Genomic DNA, 26,100 nt, shown 5'->3' with positions numbered 1-26,100 from the left:
ATGATGTCAAAAAAAAAATGGCTAGCCTGTCTAGAAGAAATGGACCTTATGTTTCCAGAGGCACATTGTGAATTGGTGCACCGCAATCCTTTTGATTTATTGATTGCGACACTGTTATCTGCACAATGTACAGACAAGCTAGTAAACCGTGTGACTGCTACTTTATTTCAGAAATACCACGTACCAAAAGATTATGTTTCGGTTTCTTTGGAGGAACTGCAACAAGATATTCGTTCAATTGGATTGTTTCGTAATAAAGCTAAAAATATACAAGCACTTAGTGAAATTTTGATCGCCGATTATGATAGCATTGTACCGGCTGATCGAGACCTGCTGATGACACTTCCAGGAGTCGGACGGAAAACAGCAAACGTCGTTGTTTCTGTAGCGTTTGGTATTCCAGCTTTAGCAGTAGATACGCACGTTGAACGGGTTGCCAAACGTCTGGGATTAAACCGTTGGAAAGACAATCCGCTTCAGGTAGAAGAAACCATTATGAAAAAAACACCTGCAGACCATTGGTCTAAAACACATCATCAAATTATTTTCTTTGGTCGGTATCACTGCAAATCACAAAATCCAGGATGTCCTATTTGTCCACTTTTTGACCGTTGCCGTGAAGGCCAAAAACGCCAAAAAAAAGGACTTGTTAAACGTGAAATCGTCACAGAAATTAACTAAAGAGCAGCTGGAACCGTATTTTTTGGAATGGCTTCGAATCACGACGGAACTGGCCAATTTGCATGAGCAGCGCAGTAAGCAGACTAAGGTCACCATCCAAGAAGGTCTTGAATTGTATCAGCGTCTACTGTCTCACTGTCGCGATGCCTTACAGGATGATGGGTTTGAGCCGTTAAACGGTTCGGAACGCCTGACCTTTATTAAGACGTCTTCTGGAACGTATGCGGCTTATCGTCAATTGGATGAACTGTTTACTGAACTGAAGAAGATATTGGCAAGAAAACGGATTGAACTAAAACGCTTGAACGACTAAAACAACCCACCTCAAATGCATTTGAGGTGGGTTGTTTTAGTTGGAGTCGTCTTTATCTTTATCTTCGTCTTTATTATTGTCATTGCCATTAGTAGCATTGTTGTTTTCACTATTATTGGCAGCCGGTTTTTCGCTTTCTTCTTCTTCAGTCGGATCTTCTGGAACATCAATTGGATCTTCTTCAACGGCTGGTTCCTCTTCCTCGACTGGTTCTTCTTCAGCGGGTTCTTCCTCGACTGGTTCTTCTTCGACCGGTTCTTCTTCAACCGGTTCTTCCTCAACTGGCTCTTCCTCAACTGGCTCTTCTTCAACCGGTTCTTCGACTGGCTCTTCTTCAGGTTCTTCAGGTGCAGCAGCAACTTCAACTACAGTCGATGCAGGATCGCTTCGTTGCGTGCTGTTAACGGCTACAACGCTAAAGGTATAGCTTTTCCCTTCTTCAAGGCCATTAAATGTATAAGACTGGCTTGATGAGGTGCTAAGAACTGAGCGAGAGCCATCAACTTCAACGGACACTTCAAATGATACATCGTCATCTCCGTAATTCCAAGACAGTTCAGCTGATTGATCTTTGACTTTAGCGCGTAATCGAGTGGGGGTATCTAAATCTTCCACGACATAGCGTTGTGATACTGAATTTGGTTCCGTACCACGTGCAAACAGTTCAGAACTTCTTAAGTTATACGGTGTAAAAGCACTGGCCAATTTTAATGGATCCGAGCCTATTTCAACGACTTGTTCTGTAACCGAATCCGGCTGTTCAAAACGAGCTGTTTCAGGTGATGAAATTTGTGACATTACATTTTTGAATAAACGTTGAGATAATAGTCGTTCATTTGATGCGGTATCGATAGGTGTTTTCTTTGAAGGATAGCCGCTCCAAACAGAAATGGAGTAGTCTGTCGTATAGCCTGCAAACCAAACATCTGGTGCCGAACTAGAGTCTAAACCGTACTCTCCAAGTTCTTTAGCAGAATAGTTAGTTGTTCCAGTTTTACCGGCCATGTCCAGACCGTTAATCGCCACTTCTTTACCGGTAGAGCCCGGCACATTCAAATCGACAACATCTCTAAGCATATCCGTTACCATGTATGCAGTACTGTCTTTCATGGCTTGTACCGGTTCGGGTGCAACGACTTGTTCGGTTGAGCCGTCACGGAATACAATTTTCTTAATCGTATGAGGCTTAATAAAAGAACCATCATTACCAAAGGCAGCAAACGCTCCTGCCATTTCTACTGTTGAAAATTCAGCTGAACCCAGTGCAGAAGACTCAAAAATATTATCCATTTCAAGTCCTACATTTTTCATGAATTTTCCAGCATCTTCTGTTCCGACTTCTTGTAGCGTTTTAATAGCAGGGATATTACGCGAACGGTAAAGTGCTTCGCGGATAGTCATAGTTCCAAGAAATTGACCATCAACATTGCGAATTTCTTGACCATCTTCATAAGAAGAAGGTTCATCTACAATTGTTTGGCCAGTAGACCAGTCCAAGTATTCGATAGCAGGACCGTAATCCAATACTGGTTTAATAGTAGATCCGACTTGACGGTCTTTCGCAATCGCGAAATTATGTCGCACATCGCCTGAGTATTCACGTGCTGCGCCGACCGCGCTGATACCACCTGTTTTGGTATCTACGACCGTCATAGCAGATTGAACTTTATCATCGAAAAACAAATCAGATGCCATTGTTTCGTTTACTTTAGTTTGAACGTAAGGTTCTAAAGTAGTGTAAATTGTCAATCCATCACCAAGTGAATAATCGCCTTCTAATGCTTCGAGTTCATCCTCGACCATTTCCATAAAGGCCGTATATTCAGTGTTTGCCGTTTGAGGCTGGCGTTGATCTTCAGGGACCAATGAGTCTGCCAGAACTGCCGTTTGAGCTTGTTCTTTTTCTTCTGTGGTAATTTTCCCGTGTTGTTCCATTAGGCTTAAAACGATATTCCGTCGTTCTTCAGCACGTTCAGGATTTGTGAATGGGTTGTAACCATTCGGACTTTGCGGCATTCCTGCAAGTAACGCAGATTCAGCAAGTGTTAACTCGTTAAGGGGTTTGCCGTAAAACGTTTCAGCAGCTGTGCCAAAACCGTAAATATTACCAGACATCAGAATTTTGTTGAAATACATCTCAAATATCTCTTCTTTTTCATATTCTTGCTCTAGTTTATAAGCAAGATATGCTTCTTGTGCTTTTCGTTTCAAGGTTTTGTCATTCGTTAAAAAAGAGTTTTTAATAACTTGTTGAGTGATGGTACTAGCTCCCTGTGAGCCGAAGCCTCCAGTAATGTTGGCAATGACTGCACCACCCAGTCGAATGACATCAATTCCCGAATGTTTATAGAAGCGATTGTCTTCAGTTGCTAAAATAGCAGCTTCCATCGTTTTTGGAATATCTTCATAATTGACATATTCACGGTTTTCAGCAGTAATATAAGGGATTTCTGTTTCGCCATCGGCTGCATAGAATGTCGGGCTAATAGGATCACGCAATAATTCTTCATCAAGTTCAGGTGCGCTGCTTGCGTAGAACGCAAAGAGAGAGGCGCCGAACACAAGTCCTGCTAATCCTATGACAACGATCGCCAGTAGAATACGCTTGATCCATGTTATTGCGGGAGATTTCTTTTTCTTTTTGTTATTGGTCTTTTTTTGGCGTTCGATTGCTTTTCGGCGTTCTTCACGCGAAATTTGTTTATCACTCAAAATCGGTTCCTCACTTTCATATAAGTAGTACTAGTTAAAATTTTTTTAGAAGAGGCAAATAATTAATGCGTGGAAATGCTCCAGGTATTATTTCAAATGAAGTTTCTTCTATTTCCTGCAAAGTAACCGATTTTCTTCCACCTGTGATCATCCGATTCCAAAAAAATTCAAGTTCTTTAAAAGGCATAATAAAATATCGTTGCCAAGAAGAAAATCGGATGATCATAAATGCAGTTCCAGCTTGTTTAACGACTTGAGACATGTGATGAATTTGATGATCATGAATATTCTTCAACGGGAAAGAAGTTTTGTTTTCGGTTTCTTTAGCTTCAAAGTCAATATATCGTCCATTCCAAACGCCATTGTAATCTGTCGTAGACGGAGCTTGGAAATAAGCTTCTCGAATAACAGCGGCACTTCTGGATGGATATTCTACTTTGACAATCTGAAGCGGCACTGGTTTTTTATGGATGACCGCTAACCCCAGCTGAAGATAATAATCATTGGTTTCATTTAATTCATCTTCTAATGTTTTACCACGGTTACTAAAGGAAAAATCTTTTTTCTTTTTGGGGGTCCCGGTTTCTTTAGTAGCTGAATTTTTTGACGGAACAAATTTTTTTCCGTTCGGGTAATTGATTGCCATTGTGATACACCTCGCTTACTCTATCATATCACAAGCGTTTAGACGACTGATATGATGAAAGGTTTCACCAAGTCGAAATCTACCACTTCAGGTTATGTGAAGCAGTATAGAGACGCGAAGAATAGGATTAAGCGAATGACGCCAAAGTGAAAATCCCAGAAATGGATTCGCAAAAAAGCAACAAGTGAAAACAAGTGGCTAACTTATTCTATTCTATCAATACCAGATTTTTTGACTGGATTCAACAGGAAAGAATGTCTGTTCGATAAAAGTCGTGTCGTTTCAGTGAATATGATAAACTAATGGCAATGGAGGGATTGCAAAATGACAGTTAGAGAACTCTCTTCTACATTATTTGATGAATGTGGAAAATGCCTAGACCGCTTTTATGAAATGCGTGAGATGGATGCGGTTCCTGATTTTTACGAAGACGTTAAACCCTATGCCGATTTCTGGCACGGAAAAATAAATGAGTGGCAAAAAGAATCGTTGCTGTATATTCAGCAGGAGCGGCCAAAATATGTTCATAAGCCTCAAATTGATACAGCGGCAGAAGGCATGACACAGTTTTTCGTTCAAAGCTTTTATAAAGAAACAAGTAAGAAACGCTTTATCCAAACCATTCAAGCCGCACAGTATACGCTGCAGACTTTTATATTAGCCATTGACGAAAAGAGCACTAAACATGATTAAGCGAAAAACGCTACCTGTCTTAATGGAAGAGTGGAAAACACAACCGGACATGATGGAACGTATTGTCCATTGGCATACGAGACAAGAAAAACCGGCTCGATATGCCGACTTTCCACCGGAGATGCACGCTAGCTTGAAAGCAGCTCTTCGGAAGAAAGGAATTGAGCAATTGTATACGCATCAGCGACAAGCATTCGATTTGGCGACGGCAGGCAAGTCGTTTACGGCTGTTACCCCGACAGCTTCAGGTAAGTCTTATTGTTATCATTTGCCGGTGCTGCATAAAATTTTAAATGATCCGGGTGCGCGAGCGTTGTACTTGTTTCCGACAAAAGCATTAGCGCAGGATCAGAAAAGCGATTTGCATGATTTAATTGAGAAAACAGAAGAGGCGATTTTATCCTATACGTACGATGGAGACACTTCACCAGCGATTCGAACAAAGGTCCGAAAAGCTGGGCAAATCGTGATGACGAACCCAGACATGCTGCATTCCGCTATTTTGCCGCATCACACAAAATGGGTATCACTTTTTGAAAATCTTCATTATATAGTGATTGATGAACTGCACACGTATAAAGGCATTTTTGGGACACATGTAGCGCATGTCATTCGGAGGCTAAAACGGATCTGTGAGTTTTATGGCAGCAATCCGGTTTTTATTTGTACATCTGCTACAATTGCCAACCCAAAAGAGCTAGCGGAAAATTTGACGAACAGTTCACATGAGCTGATTGACCAAAACGGTGCACCTTCTGGAAAAAAACATATTGTTTTTTATAACCCGCCGATTATCCACCCAACTTTTGGTGTCCGCAGAAGTGCCATACTAGAAGTACGAGATCTTGCTACTCATTTGATCAAAAATGGCATTCAAACCATTGTCTTTGCGAAAAGTCGTGTACGTGTAGAGATGCTGGTTACTTATTTACAAGCCGTGACCAAAATGAAACTGCAAGATGATTCAATCAAAGGTTACCGGGGGGGCTATTTGCCGACAGAGCGGCGGGCGATTGAAAAAGGATTGCGTGATGGGTCCATTCAATGTGTCGTGTCTACTAATGCATTGGAACTTGGCGTGGATATTGGTCAGTTGCAAGCGTGTATCATGACAGGCTATCCGGGCAATATTGCTAGTGCGTGGCAACAAGCGGGACGAGCGGGACGTCGTCAAGATGAGTCGCTCGTTATTTATGTCGCACAGTCGACTGCACTTGATCAATACATCATTAATCATCCAGAATATTTACTCGATCAGTCACCAGAAGAAGCGCGTATCCATCCAGAAAATATGATTATCTTAATGGATCATTTAAAATGCGCTTCTTTTGAATTGCCATTTCGAATCGACGACCAGTACGGAGAATTTGAAGTTCAAGAGCTGCTCGAATATTTGCAGGAAGAAGGTGTACTCGTCCGTACATCAAATCGTTGGCACTGGATGAGTGATCGTTTCCCAGCGCACGATATATCGCTGCGCTCTGCTTCACAGGAAAATGTCGTCATCATCGATCAGTCTATTCCTGCAGATACACGTGTAATTGGAGAAATGGACCGTTTTAGTGCGATGACATTATTGCACGAAGAAGCCATTTATCTGCATCAAGGTACTCAATTTCAAGTAGAAATTTTAGACTGGGAAGAAAAGAAAGCCTATGTCAGAGAAGTCGACGTCGATTATTTCACAGATGCCAATTTAGCAGTAGAGTTAAAAGTGATGAGTGAAGATAAAGACAAGGAAATGAATGGTTCAGAAGTGTTTTATGGTGATATTGCGGTACTTGCAATGCCAACGATTTTTAAGAAGATCCGTTTTGATTCGCATGATAACATTGGTTCTGGACCAATTTCCTTGCCGCCAGAAGAACTTCACACGTCGTCAACGTGGTTGAGTTTTGCGAAACCGGAAGACTTTACAGAAGCAGAGTTATCAGACACAATGACCGGAGCAGCCTATGCGATCGAGTCATTTATTCCTATATTCGTTCAATGCGACCGCCGCGATGTCCATGTTGTGCCCCAAGTAAAGTCACCACATAACGATAGACCGTCTTTTTTTATACACGATTCTTATCCGGGTGGTATTGGGATCAGTGAACGAATTTACGATCTGTGGCAGCCGTTGCTTGATAAAGCCCAGCAACATGTCTCAGAATGTCCATGTCTTGACGGATGTCCATCGTGCATCGGTGCACAAGATGCAGCCGTCAGTATGAAAGGCCATGTGATTCGACTGTTGAATGAGCTTCGCAAAGAGAGGTGAAGACAAATGTCGTTTGAAAACAAACTTCTCCAAATGAAAGGCATGCTAAAAAAGAAGCCTGTAAAAAAACAGACGGATAAAGCAGCAGAACGGCCGCTCAATGAAGATAAGTGGAATGGAATTGGACTAGAACTTGTAGAAAACAAATTTGGATTTGTCTTTCGTAAGAAGATTATTTATCCGTTTGACACCAAGCATGGTTCAGTAATTTTGAATGAACTTGAGCTCGTCTTAAAGGCATGGGAGAATACAGATTTTGATCACCCTTTTAAGTTGAGCAAACAGGATCCGCTTGTCTTTTTTGACACAGAAACGACAGGCCTTAGTGGGACCGGTGCTTATATTTTTTTAATTGGTTTGTTAGTTAAGCGCAATGATCATTTTGAAATGATGCAATACATTATGCCAGATCCTTCCCACGAAGCGGCGTTTCTCTATGAAACAGGGTTGTGGAAAACGGACGATCCGATTATCTTTTCCTATAACGGCAAAAGCTTTGATTGGCCGCAACTGACGTCTCGTTGGACCATGCACAGACAAATTTTGCCGAAGTTGCCGGTGCCACGTCAAATTGATTTGTTTCACGGTACAAAACGAATCTGGAAAAATGAATTGGCCCGCATGAAGCTGAGCACGATTGAAGAAGAAAAACTGGGCTTTACTCGACAAGGCGATGTGCCTGGCTATTTAATTCCGGCTATTTACTTGGATGCCGTCAAAAGTGGATTTCCGGACGGTTTAGCAAAAGTTCTTTATCATAATGAATTGGATATTTTATCGCTGGTGTCGTTATATGTTGTGTCTTCTAACTTATTAATGGAAGATTTGGAATCGGAAACAAGTGGTGCTTATACAAATATTGGTAAATGGTATGCAGACTTAAAGCAATTTGATCAAAGTGCCGCATATCTCGAACATGTCACCGCTGAAAGAGGGGCATCTTCAGCTTTAGCCCGTTATCTTCTAGCAATACAGAAAAAACGAGCGGGTCAGTACGAAGAGGCGGTCCAACTTTTTAAAGAAGCAGCACCTCATTTGCGTGGCAGTATCGAAGTAGAAGCGTGGATTCATACGGCAAAACTGTATGAACATCAATTACGCGATTTAGAGCAGGCCATTATCATGGCAGGATTTGCAAAACAGGCAAGTGAACATACGCATGTGCGACAATCACTCGTTATGGATATTGTCAAAAGACAGTCACGTTTAGAAGAGAAAAAGAGAAAAAAGAATCCAAAAAATGAAGAAGACTGAGCACGAAAAAACTACCTTATGCTATACTTAGCATAAGGTAGTTTTTTATGGAAGGGCGATTAAAATGGAAAATAAATTTACGTCTAAGGACATACTAGAAAAAGATTTTAAAACAGCTATGCGTGGCTACAATCAAGACGAAGTCGATCATTTCTTGGATGAAGTCATTCAGGACTATGAAGCTTTCTCAAAACGAATCGAACAACTTCAAAATGAAAACAAACGTTTACGGACGGAATTGGAAAATACTCCAAGAAAACAGGCGACACCGGCACCAGGTACTACAAATTTTGATATTCTACGACGCTTGTCTCATCTAGAAAATCATGTATTTGGCAACAAATTAGACAATAACTAAAACAATTGTTTTATTGTGATGAGTAGCGTATACTTAGTAAGCCATTTGAAATTCTGGCAATCGCTCTGGCGTTTTCGCTGGAGAGGAAAGTCCATGCTCGCACGGTTCTGAGATGACCGTAGTGATCGCGCTCAGTGAAACAATAAGCTGAGGCAGCTAGCAATAGCTGACGGCGGGTAGAACGCCTAAGTCTTCGGATACGGCCTAAATACCCTGAAGGTGCCACAGTGACGGAGCTGTATAAGAAATTATACAGGTGGAACGAGGTAAACCCCGTGAGCGAGAAACCCAAATTATGGTAGGGGCACTTTTCTGAAGGAAATGAACTGATGAAGAGGCAGACGTAAGTTTGCAGATAGATGGTTGCTGTCCACTAGTACGAGGTGCAAACCGCTTGAGTACGTGGAAACAAAACATGGCTTATAGAATTTCACATGGTCTTAAAATGCTTATTAAAGGCTCTCCTGTCAGGGGAGCCTTTCTTCATATTATGAGATGAATGCTTAGTAGAAATTTATAGATTTTCTGCTGTTTAATTTGATGCCTATCGAAAGGCGCTTATTATTAACTGGTACGATAAAAGATCATAGTACAATTTAAGATTTTACAAACACCTTATAAATCGATAACGTTTTAATGGTAAACAAAACAAACACTGAAATAGTGAACAACTGGAGAGGGAGTCATTATGACAACATTTAAATTGCTCGCAACAGCTGCAATGGGCCTTGAGTCTATCGTAGCTAACGAAGTAAAAGAATTAGGCTATGAAACAGAAACCGAGAACGGCAAAGTATTTTTTGAAGGAAATGAGCGAGATATCGCTAAAACCAATTTATGGTTGCGTACGGCTGACCGCGTGAAAATTATTGCCGGTGAATTTAATGCTTACACGTTTGATGAGTTGTTTGAACGCACAAAAGAAATCGAGTGGGAGAAATTTCTGCCACTCGATGCTGAATTTCCAGTTCAAGGGAAATCAGTAAAATCTACTTTGCACAGTGTGCCAAACTGTCAGTCAATCGTTAAAAAAGCAATTGTTGAGCGCTTGAAAAAAGCTTATCATCACAATTCATTTTTAGATGAAACAGGGCCTCGTTTTAAAATTGAAGTATCGATTTTAAAAGATAAAGTTCAATTATCGATTGATACGAGCGGAGCTGGTTTGCATAAACGCGGCTATCGTTTAGATCAAGGTGAAGCGCCTCTAAAAGAAACATTGGCTGCAGCACTTGTGAAATTGTCAAGATGGACGCCTGATCGTCCTTTCGTAGATCCATTTTGTGGTTCAGGTACCATTGCTATTGAAGCAGCGATGATTGGTCAAAATCTAGCGCCTGGTTACAACCGTGACTTTGATAGCGAAGAATGGCCATGGATTGGACAAGAAATTTGGGATGAAGTCCGTGCAGAAGCAGAAGAGTTGGCAAATTATGATCAACCCTTGAACATTACAGGGACAGATATCGATCACCGCATGCTGACAATTGCAGAAGAAAATGCTCGCGAAGCTGGATTTGCAGACTTAATTCACTTTGAACAGCGACAGGTCAAAGACTTTGTTGCAACAGAAGAAAATGGCGTTGTTGTAGGGAATCCACCATACGGAGAGCGTATTGGTGAAATTGAAATTATTGAAGAAATGATTGCAGACATGGGACGTGTCTTTGCAAAACACACAACTTGGTCTGTTTATATGCTGTCATCGATGGGGCGTTTTGAAACACTTTACGGACAACCTGCAACGAAAAAACGTAAATTATTTAATGGATTTATCCGTACGGATCTTTTCCAATTTTGGGGAGAACGTTCTAAAAAATAAATGAGACGAAACGGAAGGGCATCGGCTCTTCCGTTTCTCTGTGAGGAGAGTTTATGAGACAACCACTACCATTCCCTTTAACTAAGGATAAAACGTTCTTTGAATCACTCAATGACTGGATTGGCGATATATTTTATGACATACTGCCTGAAAAAGGTTACGATTTGCGCGATGAGCAAGTTTTTATGTCTTTCCAAATTGAACAAGCATTAAAAGAAAAATCAGTGCTGTTTGCAGAAGCAGGAGTTGGTACAGGTAAAACGATGGCTTATTTATTGCCAGCCATCGCCTACGCACGTTATACGGGCAAACCTGCACTTATTTCATGTGCAGATGAGACGTTAATCGAGCAATTGGTGAAAAAAGGCGGAGACGTTGATCGTTTAAATGATCTGTTTGACTTAAATCTCGATGTCCGGTTAGCAAAATCACGTGATCAGTATTTATGTTTGCAGCGTTTAGAAGGTGCAAAAAAGCGTAGCGATGCTGATTTTCTTTATGACATCGAAGACAGTTTGCCAGAATTTGTTAATAAGACGTTTTCCATGCAAAATACCTATCCGTACGGAGAACGCTCAAGTTATCCAGAAGTGACGGATGAAGAATGGCAGCAAGTAAATTACCACCCGGTTCAAAACTGTAATGCGTGCGATATGCGCAATAAATGCGGGCAGACTATCCACCGCAATCATTACCGGCAGGCAACAGATTTGGTCATTTGTTCACATGATTTCTTAATGGAGCATATTTGGACAAAAGAAGCACGTAAACGAGAAGGGCAAACGCCACTGCTTCCTGAATTCTCTCAAATTGTTTTAGATGAAGGTCATTTACTCGAGTTTTCGGCACAACGTGCGTTGACATACGAAGTGCAAGAAAGCACATTGCAAGATGTGACAGAAAGCATTCTTTCAGATGGCATGCGTGAAAAAACATTGAATATGATCGAGCAAACAATCGATCTTCACAATGAATTTTTCCGTTTGCTGCGCATTCACACAGTTAAAAGTGACGAAGACCGCAAAGCGATTACCAAAGATCCAGAACTAGTCAAAGTTGGAAACATGCTCGTTCGCCACATCGATTTAATGATGGAGGAATTTGTTTTTGAAGGAGAATTGTTTACAATTCCTGAATATGAACTGCGCTTAGCAGAAGAGTATTTTGAGCAATATACGTTCTCGATGCGTTTGTTTGTAGAAGAAGGCGATGCTGTAACGTGGTTAGAAATAAAAGACGAGATCGAGACATTAATTATTATGCCACGTCTTGTTACTGATATTTTGGACGAAAAATTGTTTGATGGAAAAACCCCAATTGTTTTTTCTTCCGCTACATTATCGATTCAAAAAGATTTTACTTATCTGTCAGATAGTCTCGGTATCGACAAATTCCAATCGTTTTCAGTATCGTCTCCATTTGATTACGAGGATGTTATGAAAATTTTTAAACATCCGCTAGAGCAGCAACAGAAGTTTGAGCGTGTCTATGATTTATTTAGTACGGGAGACCAAACATTGGTATTGTTTACATCGAAATTCGATATGGACAATTTTAAAAAATCTCTGCCTTTAGATCATCACTATACAATCGAGTTTGAAGGCGACCGTGAACTGTCGACGGTCGTTAAAGAATTCCAAGATGGCAAATTCCAAGTGTTGTGTTCCTATCATCTCTGGGAAGGACTCGACCTACCGGGTGAAGCATTAACGAAAGTGATTATGGTCGATTTGCCGTTCCCACCAAAAGACCCTGTTTTTGATGCGAAACGCAAATTCAGCCACAATCCGTTAGAAGAAATTGATTTACCTTTCATGCAGCTTCGTCTTCAACAAGGCATTGGTCGTTTGATCCGAACATCTAAAGATCATGGCGAAATTCATTTACTGTTAAACGAAGATGAACTGCGTGTCGAACATTTATGGGAAACAATTTTGCCAGTTCCGGCTCAAAACTTTTAAGTTAGCAGTTTTCTTATGATACACTTATTCCAACAACCATTGGAGGGATTTGTTTGTCACTTGAAAAGCAGTTTACTGAACATTTTAGTAAGATAAAAGGCTACGAAGAAGCTATTGCGTTATTGCACTGGGATATACGGACAGGTGCGCCCAAAAAAGGAACGAAGCTTCGTTCTGAAAGCATTGGCACGTTATCAGCAGCCGCTTTTAGCCTATCGACTTCAGATGAATTCGGTGAGTTATTGTCTCTTTTGGAAGCAGAACAAGTAACATTAGATCCATTTATCCGTCGTTCAGTAGAAGAAGCGCGGAAAGAATTTGATTTAAGCAAAAAAATTCCTCCCGAGGAATACAAGAGATTTGTTGTATTAAAATCTGAAGCAGAATCCGTATGGGAAACAGCTAAGTCGGATTCGGATTTTTCGTCGTTTCTTCCCTATTTAGAAGAACTAGTTAGTACTACAAAAAAAATGATCGGTTACTGGGGAGAGAAAAACGGCAGTCCTTACAATACGCTACTCGATCAATACGAACCTGGTATGACGACTGAAATTCTAGATGAAGTGTTCGGCAAACTTCGTGAACGCATTGTGCCATTGCTGCAAAAAATTGCAGCCTCATCGAATAAACCGGAAACGGCGTTTTTATACGACTATTTTCCAAAACAAGCACAACAAGATTTCAGCCGTCAAATGCTCGAGCAGTTAGGCTATGATTTTGAAGCCGGTCGACTGGATGAAACAGTGCATCCGTTTATGACTTCTATTAATCGCCAAGATATCCGGGTAACGACGAAGTATGACGAAAATGATTTCCGAACAGCTGTGTTCGGTACAATTCACGAAGGAGGCCACGCAATGTACGAGCAAAATCTCGGAGAAGCATTGGCAGGTCTTCCTATTGAAACTGGTGCATCCATGGGCATGCACGAATCACAGTCGTTGTTTTGCGAAAACTTTATCGGACGAAATGAATATTTTTGGCAGCAAAACTTTAATTTATTGAAAGAATATGCGCCAGACCAGTTTAGCAAGGTTAATCTGACCGACTATGTTCGTGCAATCAATGAATCCAAACCATCGTTAATTCGCATTGAAGCAGACGAATTGTCATACGCACTGCATATTATGGTGCGTTACGAACTTGAAAAAGGCTTGTTTAATGGAGACCTTCAAGTAAGTGATTTGCCAGAAATGTGGAATGATAAATACGAAGAATATTTAGGTGTACGACCTACGAATGATGCAGAAGGCGTGTTGCAAGACGTTCACTGGGCGGGAGGAAGCTTTGGTTACTTCCCTTCTTATGCACTAGGGTATATGTATGCAGCACAGTTTAAAAACGCCATGCTAAAAGACTTGCCAAACTACGATGAATTATTAGCGCAGCAAAACATTGAGCCTATTCGTGAATGGCTAACTCGTCATATCCATCGTCATGGTGCCTTTAAAAAGCCAATGGATATTTTAAAAGACGTTACAGGGGAAGGCTTAAATGCAGATTATTTAGCGGAATACCTTGAAGAAAAATATTCAAAAATTTATCAACTCACTATGTAATCATCAGCCGCCGCGAATTTTCGTGGCGGTTTTTTCTTTTTTTAATCATGATAACTGGCAATGCATTCAATGTTTTTCTGCTCCACTGCTGATTGAAGTGGTTTGAAAACGCCAATTTCATATAGAACAGGACAAATAGCGAATGTTTTGATTATAATGAGAGCGGAGGCGATAAGCGATGTTAAAATCATTCAGTTTAGAAGGTAAGACAGCCATTGTTACAGGTGCTGGTAAAGGAATCGGAAAAGCGATTGCCGTGGCATTTGCAGAAGCAGGCGCGAACGTCATGTTGGTCGCCCGGACAGCAACAGATTTGCAAAACACGCAGCAGGAGATTGGCAACGATCGTACGGCTTATACGATTGCTGATATTACAAAACGTACTGAGATTCAAGCGGCAGTTGAAAAAACAGTGCAGCAATTTGGAGCAATCGACGTTTTAGTGAATAATGCCGGAATGAATATCCGTTCTTCATTGTCTGATGCAACGGATGAGGAATGGCATAAAATCATGGATACTAACGCACAAAGTGTCTTTATGTTTTCACAAGAAGCTGTTAAAAAAATGAACAGCGGCAGTTCAATCATTAATATTAGCTCAGTCGGAGGCGACCGTGCTTTGAAGACTGGCGTTATATATGCAGCTTCAAAAGCTGCCATTATTCAGATGACCAAAGTCATGGCGATGGAATGGGGACCTCAAAATATTCGTGTCAACGCGATCGGACCTTGGTATTTTAAAACGCCGTTAACAGAAAAAATTCTAAGTGATCCTGAATACTTGGATTCCATCCTAGCAGTAACACCAATGAAACGTGTTGGAGAATTACCAGAAGTAGCGTCGCCCGTAGTATTTTTGGCTTCAGACGCAGCAAGTTATATTACTGGACAAACGCTTTTTGTCGATGGTGGCATGTCTATCCACGGATTTTCATAAGAAGATCAACATCCTTCTCTAAATTGAGAAGGATGTTTTTCGTTCGCTCGTAAAAATGATATGATAGATAATAGTATGCGGAGAAGGAGATTTCTAAATGACAGTTGTTGATCATCATAAAGAATTATTTGAAACGGCCCACCTTTATCAGATTTTTAAAGATAACGAAGATACCGAACGCGAGGCCAAAGCTCATTTATTTGCAAAAAAAATCTTAAAAAATAATTTTATCATTGGCTTTGCTGGACATTTTTCCTCTGGCAAGTCATCGATGATTAATGCATTAACGGGTGAGACTTTGTTGCCATCTAGTCCAATTCCGACCAGTGCTAACATTGTTAATGTCCAAAAAGCGGATACGGATTTTGCGATTGTGAATATGCGAAACGAAAAGCCGGTTTACTTTCCTGAGAATTACGATTTTAATGCGGTAAAGGAATTTTGTAAGAGCGGAGAAGTTACGCAAATTGACATTGGGCACCAGGCTTCTGTTTTGCCAAAAGGCATCACAGTTATGGATACACCGGGCGTTGACTCAACGGATGACGCTCACCGGTTATCAACAGAATCGGCTCTTCACGTGGCAGATATGGTCTTTTATGTGATGGACTATAACCATGTTCAATCCGAATTGAATTTTAATTTCACGAAAGAATTGCAGAAATACACGGAATTGTATTTAATCGTTAATCAAATTGATAAGCATCAAAACAGTGAAATGAGCTTTGTGGATTTTCAACAATCTGTTCACGATTCGTTTGCAGCTTGGGGAGTCGTTCCTAAAGGTATTTTCTTCACGTCTTTAAAAGATTTTGAGTTTCCGGGGAATGATTTTGAACAGGTCAAGTCTTTAGTATCTTCAACTATGCAAAACTGGGAAGGTCATGTTGGCGAAGCTTCTGATTCTGCTTTAAGTCAGCTAAAAGACGAGCACATTAAGTACTTAGAAGATGAAAAAGCAGAACGTCTGGATGCATTTTCAGCTGTTCTGGATCCACAAGAATGGGAAATGCGTGAGGATTTGAAAAAAGAACATGCATTAGTATCTCGTAGAATGTCTGTACAGGATTTTGAGAGCTGGCAGGCGACATTTGAAAAGAATCGCAAAGAACTACTGGAAAACTCGAATATCATGCCTTATGAACTACGTAATGCGCTAACGAGCTACTTGAAATCTGTTCAACCGAACTTCAAAGTTGGCATGTTGTTCAGTGGCAAAAAGACTGAAGAAGAACGCCAAAAAAGACAGCAAGACGTACAAGAGCGACTTGACTCGACGGTTTCATCTCAAATTACCACTCACATAAAAAAGTTAATGAAGTCTTCGTTGAAAGATGCTAATTTATTGAGTGATAGTGAATCTTTAGCAATTGATGACATCGTCTTTACTGTGCCGTTTTCTGTTGTAAAAGAGCAAACGCCAGCAGGAGCTTCCGTAACAGGGGATGCCGTACTAAACTTTGCCAAAAGTATTTCAACGGCTGTTCAGCGTTGGTTCATTCGTGAAACGGATGGTTGGAAAAAAGCGCAAGAAGAGAAGTTTGAAGGTTTGACAGATGACGCTAACACGGAAATTGATATGAAATCACAAACACTTTCCAAAAAAATGTTGGCAATTCAAACACTTGAGGAAATGGATAGCAAAATCGATAAAGTGAAACGTTCTTATTCGGCAATGTTACCTAAACAAAAAACAGCGGCAGCAGAAAAAGTAGAACAATGGCTAGGTGAATTTGAAGTTTCCATTGAGGATATGACCGAATTCGATTCATCTATGCTTGAAAAAGACGATCAACAGCAACAGCAACAAGAACAGCAAATAAAAATAGCAGAAGTGGCAGAGTTTGACGAACAAGCTGTACTGGAGCGTGCTAATCGTACAGCAGCAGTTATTGATCCAATCAAAGGTTTTGCTGAAACGGCGGCCTATTTAAAACGTAAAGCAGGTCGTTTAGAAGGTCAGGAATTCACGATTGCTTTGTTTGGCGCTTTTAGTGCTGGGAAGTCATCTTTTTCCAACGCTTTAATGGGAGAAACGGTATTGCCGGTGTCACCAAACCCCACAACCGCTACAATCAACCGTATTCGTCCAGTCTCAGAGCAACATCCACATGAAACAGCAGATGTGCGATTAAAAACGCATGCGCAAATGACTGAAGATGTTAAAAATTCTTTCCATGCATTAGGTGTGCCAATCACCTCTCTTGATGATGCATATGCCAAGTCGTCAAAGTTACCGGAAGATACGCCGACTGAGCAACAAGTTCACAAATCCTTTATTAACGCGTTTAACAAAGGCTACCCGAATTTCAAAGATCGTTTAGGTGAGACGATCCGGACAGATCGTGAAGCCTTCGGATTGTATGTAGCAAAAGAAGAGAAAAGCTGTTTTGTTGATGAAATCGATTTTTATTATGATTGTGAACTAACACGAAATGGTGTTACGCTTGTCGATACACCAGGAGCGGATTCAATTAATGCGCGCCATACCAATGTTGCATTTGAATATATTCGTAATGCCGATGCCATTTTGTTTATCACCTATTACAACCATGCGTTTGCACGAGCAGATCGAGAATTCCTGATTCAACTTGGGCGAGTTAAAGACGCATTTGAAATGGATAAAATGTTCTTTGTCGTCAATGCTATCGATTTGGCTAATAACGTGGAAGAAAAAGACGCCGTTGTGACGTATGTACAGGACGAACTACAGCGTTTTGGCATTCGTTTCCCACGTCTGTTTGGGGTTTCTAGCCTACTGGCGCTACGTGACCGTGAGCATTCAGGAATGCCGCAATTTGAAGAAGCGTTTCAGTATTTCTTAAAAGAAGAACTAAAAGGTATGGCTGTCCAATCACTTGCAGAAGAAGAGCAAAAAGCAGTCAACCGGTTCGGCAGTTTGATCGAAGATACGGAAAAGAATTTATTAAGAAAAGATGAGCGACTTAGTGAACTTAAGCATCTTGAGCAACAGTTGCGGAAACTCTTCTCGGCATCCATTGCAAAGCTATTAGAGCGCGAAGCCTTACAGGAATTAGACGAATTGCTGTATTACGTCAATCAACGAGTCTTTTACCGTTTTAATGATTTCTTTAAAGAGGCTTTTAACCCGTCCGTTTTTTCGAACAAATCGGCACAGCAAGCACTAGATACAGCGTTACTGGATATGAATGAAATGACAGGCTTTGATTTTCAGCAGGAGTTGCGTGTCACAAATTTCCGTCTGTGTCAGTTTATCGAAAAGAAACTAGAATCGCGGTTTAAAGAAGATACGGCGAAACTAAAAGAACAAAATTCTGGATTTTCGTTTACTCCATACGAAGTGCAAGAAGCGAACTCGCTAGACATGACCAAGCCGTTTACAGAAGCAGATTATTCATCGGTAAAATCATATTATAAAAACAATAAAAGCTTTTTTGAGAAAAACGAAAAAGAGAAATTACGTGATGCGCTGCAAGCTTTGATGGAACCTGATGCGTTAAGCTATTTAGATAAAGAGAAAAAAGTACTGAGCAACTGGGCAGAATTTTGGATTGAACAAGAAGCAGAGGGATTGCGTCAGCATATTTTACGCCAAGCCGTAGACCAAATCGACTCAGAGCGGACGTTACTGCAACAATCCGAAAAGCTGGCACAGTGGAAACAATTGTATTCAAATTTGATGGACGGAAGGGTGTAGACGATGTCAGTTTTTATTGAAACAATCGATACCGAAAACCATAGATGGATCGATGCAAGATTCGATTTGAAAAATTCATTAGCGGGCAAAAAAACGTATGAAGATGAGCATGTAGCAGGAGCTGTATTTTGGGATTTGGAAAATGATATGTCTGACATGTCATCTTCTGAAGGGCGACATCCAATGCCATCTGACCGGCAGCTGACCGAGCTAATCAAATCAACTGGCTTGAAACATAACGATTCAATTGTTATTTATGACCAAGGTGGTTCGCCATATGCGACACGCGCTTGGTGGTTGTTGAAATATGCAGGATTTGAAAAAGTTCATATTAGCAAAAAAGGCTTTAGTCAGCTCAAAGAGCAGGGAATTAAAGTCGCGCAGGATCAATCAACATACCAGCCAACGGAAATAGAGCCGGTATTTAACCGAGCTATTTTTGCCGATCAAGCTTACGTAAAAAGCATTATTAGTGGCGATGAATTAGGGGTCTTAGTTGATGCTCGTTCTGCAGAACGCTATGCAGGACTTGTTGAACCAATTGATCCGGTAGCTGGACGGATTCCGGGAGCACGAAACTTAGATTGGGCTCAATTTGTTGCTGAAGACGAATTTCATGTAGGCGACGACATTAGCCACATTGTTCAAAAACACGAACCTGCTGTTGTCTACTGTGGCAGCGGTGTCACTGCAGCTGCCTTGTATGCGATCATGACAGAAAAGGGCTATGATCAGTTACGATTGTATATGGGCAGTTTCTCAGACTGGATCACAGATGCAGAAAATGTCGTTGAATTTGACCGTGGCGAACACCCAGAAGCGGCAACAGATGAAACTAAAAAAATCTTAGCCACATTAATCGAAGAAGGCTATTCAGGCGAAATGCTTATGAAGAAATTCGAATACGAAAAAACGTTATTAAGTAATCTGGATAAGTAAATTTTTTGGCGATACTTTCTAGGGGGCTTCTAAAAGTGACCAGAACAGTTTCAGAACTACTCAACTAAAAAAATCCCCGATAGCATCCATGGCTATCGGGGATTTTTTTTATTCAGTTTCCAACATTTCGGTATTGCGTGTTAACAAGACACGAATGATTTGATGATTTTCCATTTCACGGACTGTGATGGTGTGACTCGGCATTTCTACCGATTCACCTTCACCAATATCGGTGTTTTTTAACTGGATCCAACCACCAATGGTATCAACATCTTCGCTATCATCAAATTCTATCGCAAAACGATCTTCTAAATCGGACAACAGCACACGGCCATTCAATAAATAATTATTGATATCGACGGCTTTAATTTCGTCGCGTTCGTCTTCGTCAAACTCATCCCGAATTTCCCCGACAATTTCTTCTAAAATATCTTCCATCGTGATCACTCCGGCAGTTCCGCCGTATTCATCGACAACAATCGCCATATGGACATGTTCTTTCTGCATTTTCAATAACACGTCTTGAATCGGTGCCATGTCATGGACAAAGGGAATATCATGAACGACGATGCTGTCATTTAAATCTTGTAGGTACGTGTAATTGGTCAGCATTTCCTTGACGTTGATAAAACCGAGAATGTCGTCTTTATCCCCTTTTTCGGTAACAGGGTAACGCGTATACTGATGGTCTCGCACAATCTCCATCAAGTCATTATGGCTCATTTCAAGTGAAATGGTCTCCATTTGTGTTCGGGGTAGCATAATGTCTTTTGCTAACCGTTCATCGAAAGAAAAAATATTCTGCATATACGACAATTCCGTTTGATTGATCTCACCACTGTGATAACTTTTCGTCATGATGATTTTCAGTTCTTCTTCTGAATGGGCCTGCTCGTGTTCTGCGGGTTCAATACCAAAAGTACGTAAAAGCAGACGGGCTGAGCCATTCATTAGCCAGATAAAAGGCGCTAAGATGACGCCAAACAGATAAAGGGGTCTGGCAAAAACAAAAGCCATTTTCTCCGCATATTGGATAGCTAGAGTTTTAGGCGCCAGTTCGCCAATTACCACATGAAGAAATGTAATCACCGTAAATGCGATGATAAAGGAGAAAATAGATGCAGTCGGTTCTTCGATCCCAAAGTTTTCAAAAACCGGATGCAAGAGCCTTTCTACAGTCGGTTCGCCAAGCCAACCAAGGCCAAGTGCCGTTACGGTAATCCCTAATTGACAAGCGGATAAATAATAATCCAAATTGCTAATGATTTTCTTCGTTAGAATGGCATTTTTATGGCCTTCTGAAACGAGTTGATCGATGCGGGACATCCTGACACGGATAATGGAAAACTCCGATCCAACAAATAAAGCGGTCAGCCCGATTAAAAGCGCAACCATAACCAAATTGAGAATGAGTATACTGTCCAATTCGTCCCTCCGACTTGGAGGGTTCACCTCTGCTTTCTATAAGTAAACACAGTATAACATAAAAGAAAGAGCATTTGCTTTACGGACGAATCAATAAATAATCAGACTAAACGTATTGAATGCAGCAGCGAATAAACATATGATGAAGAGAGAGAAAAGGAGTGATTAGATGAACGCGTTATGGCATGGGGGAACAATCTATACAATGGAAGCAGAAGGTACTACAACAGAAGCTGTGTTAGTGTCTGACGATCGCATAGAGAAGATTGGGGCTTATGAAGAGTTAAAACCATTCGCTGATAAGGAAATTAATCTAAAAGGCGCGAGCATGTATCCAGGATTAGTTGATAGCCATATGCACATGATCGGCCACGGTGAAAAATTGATGCGCGTCGATTTGTCAAAAATCGAAAGCTCAGAAGAAATGCGTGAACAATTAATTGAGTCAACGAAAGAACTAAAAGAAGACGACTGGTTTATCGGGGAAGGCTGGAATGAAAATAATTTTGCAGACCGTAAAATATTCCATCGCCATGAGCTTGATGAAATTAGTAAGTCACCAATGCTGCTGAAACGAGTTTGCCGTCATGCAATTTTGGCGAACTCGAGTGCATTAGCACTTGCGGGAATTACAAAGAAAAGTCTAGACCCAGAAGGTGGACTCATCGTGCGGGATGCAGATGGAGAGCCGACGGGTTACTTATTAGATGCAGCACAGGATTTAGTATCCAATCAAGTCCCGGAAGTTAGCGTTAATTATTTAACACGTGCTTTGCAAAAATCAGTAGATCATTTACTATCGCTCGGATTAACGGGCGCCCACACAGAAGACATGGGCTATTACGGTCATTATTCACGACCGCTCGAGGCTTTTAAAAATGTGATTGGAGACCATATGAAATTCCGTGCACATTTGTTAAGAGCGCACAGTGCGTTTGAGGAAATGATGGAAAACGCTTCTTATGCTGAACCGTTTATTGACCCCGGCCCAATGAAAATTTTTGCTGATGGGTCGATTGGTGGGCGCACAGCTTTGTTAAGCAAACCCTATAATGATGATCCGTCTACTGTCGGTGTGGCAATTCAGTCAGATGAGGAATTAAAACGGCTGGTGTCTGTTGCACGCAAACACGGAGAAGCTGTAGCGATTCATGTGATTGGAGACCTTGGGCTTGAAATGGCGTTAGACGCCATTGAAGCACATCCGGTATCTGCACACAAACGGGACCGTCTTATCCATGCGATGGTCGTCCGTGAAGATTTAGTAGCGCGCATGCAACAAATCGAAGTGGCGTTAGATCTTCAGCCAAGTTTCGTGACGTCTGATTTTCCTTGGGTAGTGGAACGGCTGGGTGAAGGCCGTTTAGAATGGTCATACGCTTGGAAAAAACTATTGGACCACGGCTTGATTTGTGCCGGGGGATCGGATGCGCCAATTGAAGAGGCAGACCCGCGTCTTGGGATTTACGCTGCGGTGACACGTAGGAAGCCCTATGAAACGCATGCAGGTTACCAGCCAGAAGAAAAACTATCACGCTTTGAAGCCGTTCAGTTGTACACCAGTGGGAGTGCCGCGACGATCGGCAAGGAAAACGTACGAGGGATTATTCGTGAAGGATTTGACGCCGATTTCACGGTATTTGACCGAGATCTATTTGCGGGTAACGAAGAACAGATTTTAGAAGTTGAAACCGTAATGACCGTCGTAGCAGGAGAAATTATGTATCAACAAGGTGGAAAAAAATAATGGCAAAAGAAGCATATATTATTACGGGCGCATCCAAAGGAATCGGTTTTGAATGGAGTCGACAACTTAATGAACAAGGTCACCAAGTCATTGGAATTGCGCGCACTAAACCAGAAAACTGGCCAAATGAAAACTTTCTGGCGTTTGACCTAACAAAACTAGATGCTATTGAAGATATGATGGGACAGGCATTAAAGTGGATTTCGAAAGATACGGAAACCATTGTGCTAGTAAATAACGCGGGGACGATTGAACCGATAGGATTTGCTCATACAAACGACACAGCACAAGTTAGCCAAAGCATTGTCCTTAATTTAACGGCGCCGATGTTATTGTGTGGTGCATTTATTGCACAGCTGAAAGACCGGTCGAGTCACAAAAAAATCATTAATATTTCTTCAGGAGCGGGCCGCAAAGCTTATGAGGGATGGAGCGCTTATTGTGCTGGAAAAGCAGGGTTGGATCATTTTAGCTCTTGCTTGGACGCAGAAAATGCCGATGTAAAAGTAGTGTCAGTAGCACCTGGAATCATTGATACGGGCATGCAAGAAAAAATCCGCCAAAGCGAAGCGGCTGATTTTCCTTTACTGGAAAAGTTTCTTCACTACAAAGAAAATGGCCTGTTAAGCAGCCCAGAAGAAACAGCAGCGATGTTGATGGACATGACGCAAAGACCAGATTTTAATAAGTTGCCGACCATTTTAGACATCCGCAATTTGCCGGCAATCGGAGAGGGGCAACTAGAGTGAGCAAGACACCGGAACACATTTTGACAAAACTTACGGATGCCAACCAAGCAGGAATTGATATGACAAGTCCAAAGGCTGTCGTCACGTTCTTACTTGCACAAGGCGAAAAAGAATCGATCTTGTTTTTCTACAAACCCAATAGCGTCGAGTTCGACTTCGACAAATTTAATGGCGCTGTTTCAGAAATGAACGAACGTAAAAACTAATCCAGCGATTCGCTGGGCTAAGTCCATTATTAAAAATAGAAATGGACATTCTTGGTGTTATGACGCCAATCGTTGCAGTAAAAGTATGATAATAGTGGTTGAAAGGGCAATTCGCTTCGCGCGAGTTGCCCTTTTTTTGAGGCATTTTGGCGTTTGGACAGTAAAGTATATGATGCGGACAGTATCCTGTGAGATTTGGACAGTATTTGTTGGAAAATGGACAGTATTTCATTGTATTCGGACAGTATATCCAAATAATTGGAATAAACTAATAAGAATTTTCTTAAGCTTTTATTGCGAGGCGTAGCCATCAAAAATATTAATAGAAAAAGCCGCTCAAGAGGCGGCTTTCCAACATTTCAAATGTATTTCGTACTTAATAAATGAACCACATGCATGCCTTGGGATTTTCCTAAGTTTGACATAGAGTCTCTACAGAAGCAGCTTAAAGACAAACTGCATCAAATAAAGCCGAAGAGTCAAATTTAACAAGCAGAATTTGCTATTTGAAACGTCTTATTTTCAGTAGCTAGGAGGAATTCTAAAACGGTAGAAAAAGCGAAAAGAAGAAAAGAGACAGAAGCATACTCATTCCATAAGCTCCACCCATTCTGGAATTTTTAATGCACACAAGATGGAAAGTTCTTCTGCTCTTTTCTCTTGGTAGGAACTTATCGCTTTTAATGGATCGTCTACGATTGCGGGATGGGTCATTACTTCGACTGTTTTGCCTTTAAATTGCTGAAGGCTGTTGAAAATGTCTTTGCTAATCCCGTTGTCATAAAAATTCAGCCATAAAACTTCTGATAAAAGAACAGTCGGATGTTTTTTCAAAGAATCTACATACCGAACAGGAACGCAATATTCTTCAGCAAGTGTTAGTACGACATTTTTTAATGCTTCCCAGCCATGGACGTGATGATGACTATCTATGTGATGGAGCGGAATGCCGGTAGCGATAAAGGCATTTAGTTGAGTTCGCCATTCTTTTTCTACGTCTTCCAAACGCGGAGGATCCATCTCCTCAAAAGAACTTGTATATTTAAACAAGCCTTGCGCATTGATTAATGACGGTACCTCTTTACTTAAAGGCACTCCCCAAGTTAGCACAAGGTGGATTCCTACGCGCAAAGAGGGAAACTGTTTCGCTTTTTCTACAGCATAGTCTTTTGCAAGTCCATTCATCATAAGTGTAGTGGATTGAACAACCCCATTGGTGTGAGCTTGGATGATTCCATCCGTCACACCTTCAGTTAATCCAAAGTCATCTGCATTAAATAGCACTCTCACTAATAAAGCCCCCTTTACTTATTCGTCCATCAAGTAATTGCGACTGATGACAAAATTTGTTTTGTCTCCTCGAAAGTAGGAGCGTGAATACTCGAATACATTGCCATTTATATCCTCTGCTACGGTCTCGATATAAAAGCAAGGCAATCCTTCTTTATACTGCAGATGCTGAGCAACTCGCTCATCTGGAAAGATAATTTCTACATGCTCAGTGGTCTTAGCAATTTGTAAATGATAAACCTTTTTTAGTGTTTCATACAAAGAAGATTCTGCATGTTGTTGCGTAATACCAGGTGCTAATGACCATGGAATATAAGAAATTTCGAATTGTGTTGGCTCTCCATTTGCTTTTCTAATTCTTTCTATGCACTGAATTGGATCGTCGATAGATACATTTAAAACTTGTTTTAATGATTCTGTAGCAGGAATTACTTGAATGCTGACAAGCGATATTTCTGCTTTTTTACCTTGAACTGCTATTTGATCACTATAGCGCTCAACAGTATGGGAAAGTGTCTGTTTCACTTTTTGTTCTGCAACAAAAGTACCGTTGCCCTGTTTTCTGACGAGGTAACCTTCCATAGTAAGTTGTTTTAGTGCAGTTCGAACAGTCGTCCGACTAACATTAAAGTCTTTACACAATTCTAACTCGGTTGGAATTCTGTCACCTACTTTATAAGTCCCTAATTTTATCTGATTAAGTAAGTCTTCTTTAATGTAAGCATGAAGTGCCTGATTTTTATCCATTGCAATGCTCCTTCATTATTAATGTCTAAAGTGTACAAGATTAAAGATACAATAACAAACTTTTATCACATTAAAGTTAAATGTATTTTTGTTATATACAAATTTTTAAATGTATGATA

The 26,100-nt window shown here is 40.9% G+C and carries 20 protein-coding genes and 1 other RNA gene; 16 read left to right on the top strand and 5 right to left on the bottom strand.

Annotation, left to right across the window (positions count from 1 at the left end; genetic code table 11):
• Positions 1–681 carry an endonuclease III gene (nth, locus tag AJGP001_RS10185; protein WP_071154475.1) on the top strand — a complete coding sequence of 227 codons (681 nt, stop codon included), beginning with the start codon at positions 1–3 and terminating at the stop codon, positions 679–681.
• Complete coding sequence (locus AJGP001_RS10180; RefSeq protein WP_071154474.1) at positions 656–994, top strand: YpoC family protein; 339 nt, start codon at positions 656–658, stop codon at positions 992–994. Before nth ends, AJGP001_RS10180 begins: the two co-directional genes overlap by 26 nt.
• A gap of 36 nt (positions 995–1,030) precedes the next feature.
• Here AJGP001_RS10180 and AJGP001_RS10175 read toward each other — a convergent pair whose 3' ends face one another.
• Both AJGP001_RS10175 and recU read right to left on the bottom strand, forming a co-directional pair.
• A complete protein-coding gene (locus AJGP001_RS10175) occupies positions 1,031–3,706 on the bottom strand; it encodes a penicillin-binding protein 1A (RefSeq protein ID WP_071154473.1) in 2,676 nt (891 codons plus the stop codon).
• 34 nt (positions 3,707–3,740) lie between these two features.
• A complete protein-coding gene (gene recU, locus AJGP001_RS10170; protein ID WP_078080509.1) occupies positions 3,741–4,352 on the bottom strand; it encodes a Holliday junction resolvase RecU in 612 nt (203 codons plus the stop codon).
• A 324-nt stretch (positions 4,353–4,676) separates the two neighbouring features.
• Here recU and AJGP001_RS10165 point away from each other — a divergent pair, with 324 nt between their 5' ends.
• The 11 genes from AJGP001_RS10165 (at position 4,677) to AJGP001_RS10115 (ending at position 19,817) form a co-directional block, all read left to right on the top strand.
• Positions 4,677–5,045: a YppE family protein gene (locus AJGP001_RS10165; protein WP_058385072.1), complete on the top strand. Its 369-nt coding sequence runs from the start codon at positions 4,677–4,679 to the stop codon at positions 5,043–5,045.
• Positions 5,038–7,308, top strand: a complete 2,271-nt coding sequence (locus AJGP001_RS10160; RefSeq protein WP_078080508.1) for a DEAD/DEAH box helicase — start codon at positions 5,038–5,040, stop codon at positions 7,306–7,308. The genes AJGP001_RS10165 and AJGP001_RS10160 overlap by 8 nt, the downstream gene beginning before the upstream one ends.
• Before the next feature lie 6 nt (positions 7,309–7,314).
• Entirely contained in the window at positions 7,315–8,562 is a 1,248-nt protein-coding gene (locus tag AJGP001_RS10155) for a ribonuclease H-like domain-containing protein (RefSeq protein ID WP_071154472.1), read from the top strand.
• 64 nt (positions 8,563–8,626) lie between these two features.
• Positions 8,627–8,920, top strand: coding sequence for a cell division regulator GpsB (gpsB, locus tag AJGP001_RS10150; RefSeq protein WP_058385075.1), 294 nt, complete (start codon positions 8,627–8,629; stop codon positions 8,918–8,920).
• Positions 8,921–8,968: 48 nt separating this feature from the next.
• Positions 8,969–9,348, top strand: an RNA gene (rnpB, locus tag AJGP001_RS10145) — RNase P RNA component class B.
• A gap of 260 nt (positions 9,349–9,608) precedes the next feature.
• A complete protein-coding gene (locus tag AJGP001_RS10140) occupies positions 9,609–10,742 on the top strand; it encodes a THUMP domain-containing class I SAM-dependent RNA methyltransferase (RefSeq protein ID WP_071154471.1) in 1,134 nt (377 codons plus the stop codon).
• A 53-nt stretch (positions 10,743–10,795) separates the two neighbouring features.
• On the top strand, positions 10,796–12,703 hold the full coding sequence (locus AJGP001_RS10135) for an ATP-dependent DNA helicase (RefSeq protein WP_058385077.1): 1,908 nt from the start codon (positions 10,796–10,798) through the stop codon (positions 12,701–12,703).
• Between the two features lie 53 nt (positions 12,704–12,756).
• The gene (locus tag AJGP001_RS10130) at positions 12,757–14,262 is read left to right on the top strand and encodes a carboxypeptidase M32 (protein ID WP_078080507.1); all 1,506 of its coding nucleotides are present in this window, start codon (positions 12,757–12,759) and stop codon (positions 14,260–14,262) included.
• A gap of 178 nt (positions 14,263–14,440) precedes the next feature.
• The gene (locus AJGP001_RS10125) at positions 14,441–15,199 is read left to right on the top strand and encodes an SDR family NAD(P)-dependent oxidoreductase (protein ID WP_071154470.1); all 759 of its coding nucleotides are present in this window, start codon (positions 14,441–14,443) and stop codon (positions 15,197–15,199) included.
• A 97-nt stretch (positions 15,200–15,296) separates the two neighbouring features.
• Positions 15,297–18,878, top strand: coding sequence for a dynamin family protein (locus AJGP001_RS10120; RefSeq protein ID WP_078080506.1), 3,582 nt, complete (start codon positions 15,297–15,299; stop codon positions 18,876–18,878).
• A gap of 3 nt (positions 18,879–18,881) precedes the next feature.
• A complete protein-coding gene (locus AJGP001_RS10115) occupies positions 18,882–19,817 on the top strand; it encodes a sulfurtransferase (protein WP_058385081.1) in 936 nt (311 codons plus the stop codon).
• Between the two features lie 108 nt (positions 19,818–19,925).
• Here AJGP001_RS10115 and AJGP001_RS10110 read toward each other — a convergent pair whose 3' ends face one another.
• On the bottom strand, positions 19,926–21,242 hold the full coding sequence (locus AJGP001_RS10110; protein WP_078080505.1) for a hemolysin family protein: 1,317 nt from the start codon (positions 21,240–21,242) through the stop codon (positions 19,926–19,928).
• Between the two features lie 169 nt (positions 21,243–21,411).
• Here AJGP001_RS10110 and AJGP001_RS10105 point away from each other — a divergent pair, with 169 nt between their 5' ends.
• The 3 genes from AJGP001_RS10105 to AJGP001_RS10095 are packed head-to-tail and all read left to right on the top strand — an operon-like array spanning position 21,412 to position 23,944.
• On the top strand, positions 21,412–22,989 hold the full coding sequence (locus tag AJGP001_RS10105) for an amidohydrolase (RefSeq protein WP_078080504.1): 1,578 nt from the start codon (positions 21,412–21,414) through the stop codon (positions 22,987–22,989).
• Positions 22,989–23,738, top strand: coding sequence for an SDR family NAD(P)-dependent oxidoreductase (locus AJGP001_RS10100; RefSeq protein ID WP_078080503.1), 750 nt, complete (start codon positions 22,989–22,991; stop codon positions 23,736–23,738). The genes AJGP001_RS10105 and AJGP001_RS10100 overlap by 1 nt, the downstream gene beginning before the upstream one ends.
• Positions 23,735–23,944, top strand: a complete 210-nt coding sequence (locus tag AJGP001_RS10095; protein WP_071153807.1) for a hypothetical protein — start codon at positions 23,735–23,737, stop codon at positions 23,942–23,944. Before AJGP001_RS10100 ends, AJGP001_RS10095 begins: the two co-directional genes overlap by 4 nt.
• A gap of 588 nt (positions 23,945–24,532) precedes the next feature.
• Here the strand turns inward: AJGP001_RS10095 and chbG are convergent.
• Together chbG and AJGP001_RS10085 are read right to left on the bottom strand one after the other, a co-directional pair.
• The gene (gene chbG / locus AJGP001_RS10090; protein ID WP_071153808.1) at positions 24,533–25,234 is read right to left on the bottom strand and encodes a chitin disaccharide deacetylase; all 702 of its coding nucleotides are present in this window, start codon (positions 25,232–25,234) and stop codon (positions 24,533–24,535) included.
• A gap of 18 nt (positions 25,235–25,252) precedes the next feature.
• Positions 25,253–25,981, bottom strand: a complete 729-nt coding sequence (locus AJGP001_RS10085) for a GntR family transcriptional regulator (protein WP_058385087.1) — start codon at positions 25,979–25,981, stop codon at positions 25,253–25,255.
• Between the last annotated feature and the right edge of the window lie 119 nt (positions 25,982–26,100).

The sequence above is a fragment of the Planococcus faecalis genome (assembly GCF_002009235.1).
Taxonomy (GTDB): domain Bacteria; phylum Bacillota; class Bacilli; order Bacillales_A; family Planococcaceae; genus Planococcus; species Planococcus kocurii.
The sequence above is the reverse complement of the archived record's forward strand: the minus strand, read 5'-3'. Positions and strand labels throughout refer to the sequence as shown.

Coding starts and splice junctions, on each gene's coding strand:
- nth (WP_071154475.1), top strand. CDS start 1: ATGATGTCAAAAAAAAAATGGCTAGCCTGTCTAGAAGAAATGGACCTT.
- recU (WP_078080509.1), bottom strand. CDS start 4,352: ATGGCAATCAATTACCCGAACGGAAAAAAATTTGTTCCGTCAAAAAAT.
- AJGP001_RS10165 (WP_058385072.1), top strand. CDS start 4,677: ATGACAGTTAGAGAACTCTCTTCTACATTATTTGATGAATGTGGAAAA.
- AJGP001_RS10160 (WP_078080508.1), top strand. CDS start 5,038: ATGATTAAGCGAAAAACGCTACCTGTCTTAATGGAAGAGTGGAAAACA.
- AJGP001_RS10155 (WP_071154472.1), top strand. CDS start 7,315: ATGTCGTTTGAAAACAAACTTCTCCAAATGAAAGGCATGCTAAAAAAG.
- gpsB (WP_058385075.1), top strand. CDS start 8,627: ATGGAAAATAAATTTACGTCTAAGGACATACTAGAAAAAGATTTTAAA.
- AJGP001_RS10140 (WP_071154471.1), top strand. CDS start 9,609: ATGACAACATTTAAATTGCTCGCAACAGCTGCAATGGGCCTTGAGTCT.
- AJGP001_RS10135 (WP_058385077.1), top strand. CDS start 10,796: ATGAGACAACCACTACCATTCCCTTTAACTAAGGATAAAACGTTCTTT.
- AJGP001_RS10125 (WP_071154470.1), top strand. CDS start 14,441: ATGTTAAAATCATTCAGTTTAGAAGGTAAGACAGCCATTGTTACAGGT.
- AJGP001_RS10120 (WP_078080506.1), top strand. CDS start 15,297: ATGACAGTTGTTGATCATCATAAAGAATTATTTGAAACGGCCCACCTT.
- AJGP001_RS10115 (WP_058385081.1), top strand. CDS start 18,882: ATGTCAGTTTTTATTGAAACAATCGATACCGAAAACCATAGATGGATC.
- AJGP001_RS10105 (WP_078080504.1), top strand. CDS start 21,412: ATGAACGCGTTATGGCATGGGGGAACAATCTATACAATGGAAGCAGAA.
- AJGP001_RS10100 (WP_078080503.1), top strand. CDS start 22,989: ATGGCAAAAGAAGCATATATTATTACGGGCGCATCCAAAGGAATCGGT.
- AJGP001_RS10085 (WP_058385087.1), bottom strand. CDS start 25,981: ATGGATAAAAATCAGGCACTTCATGCTTACATTAAAGAAGACTTACTT.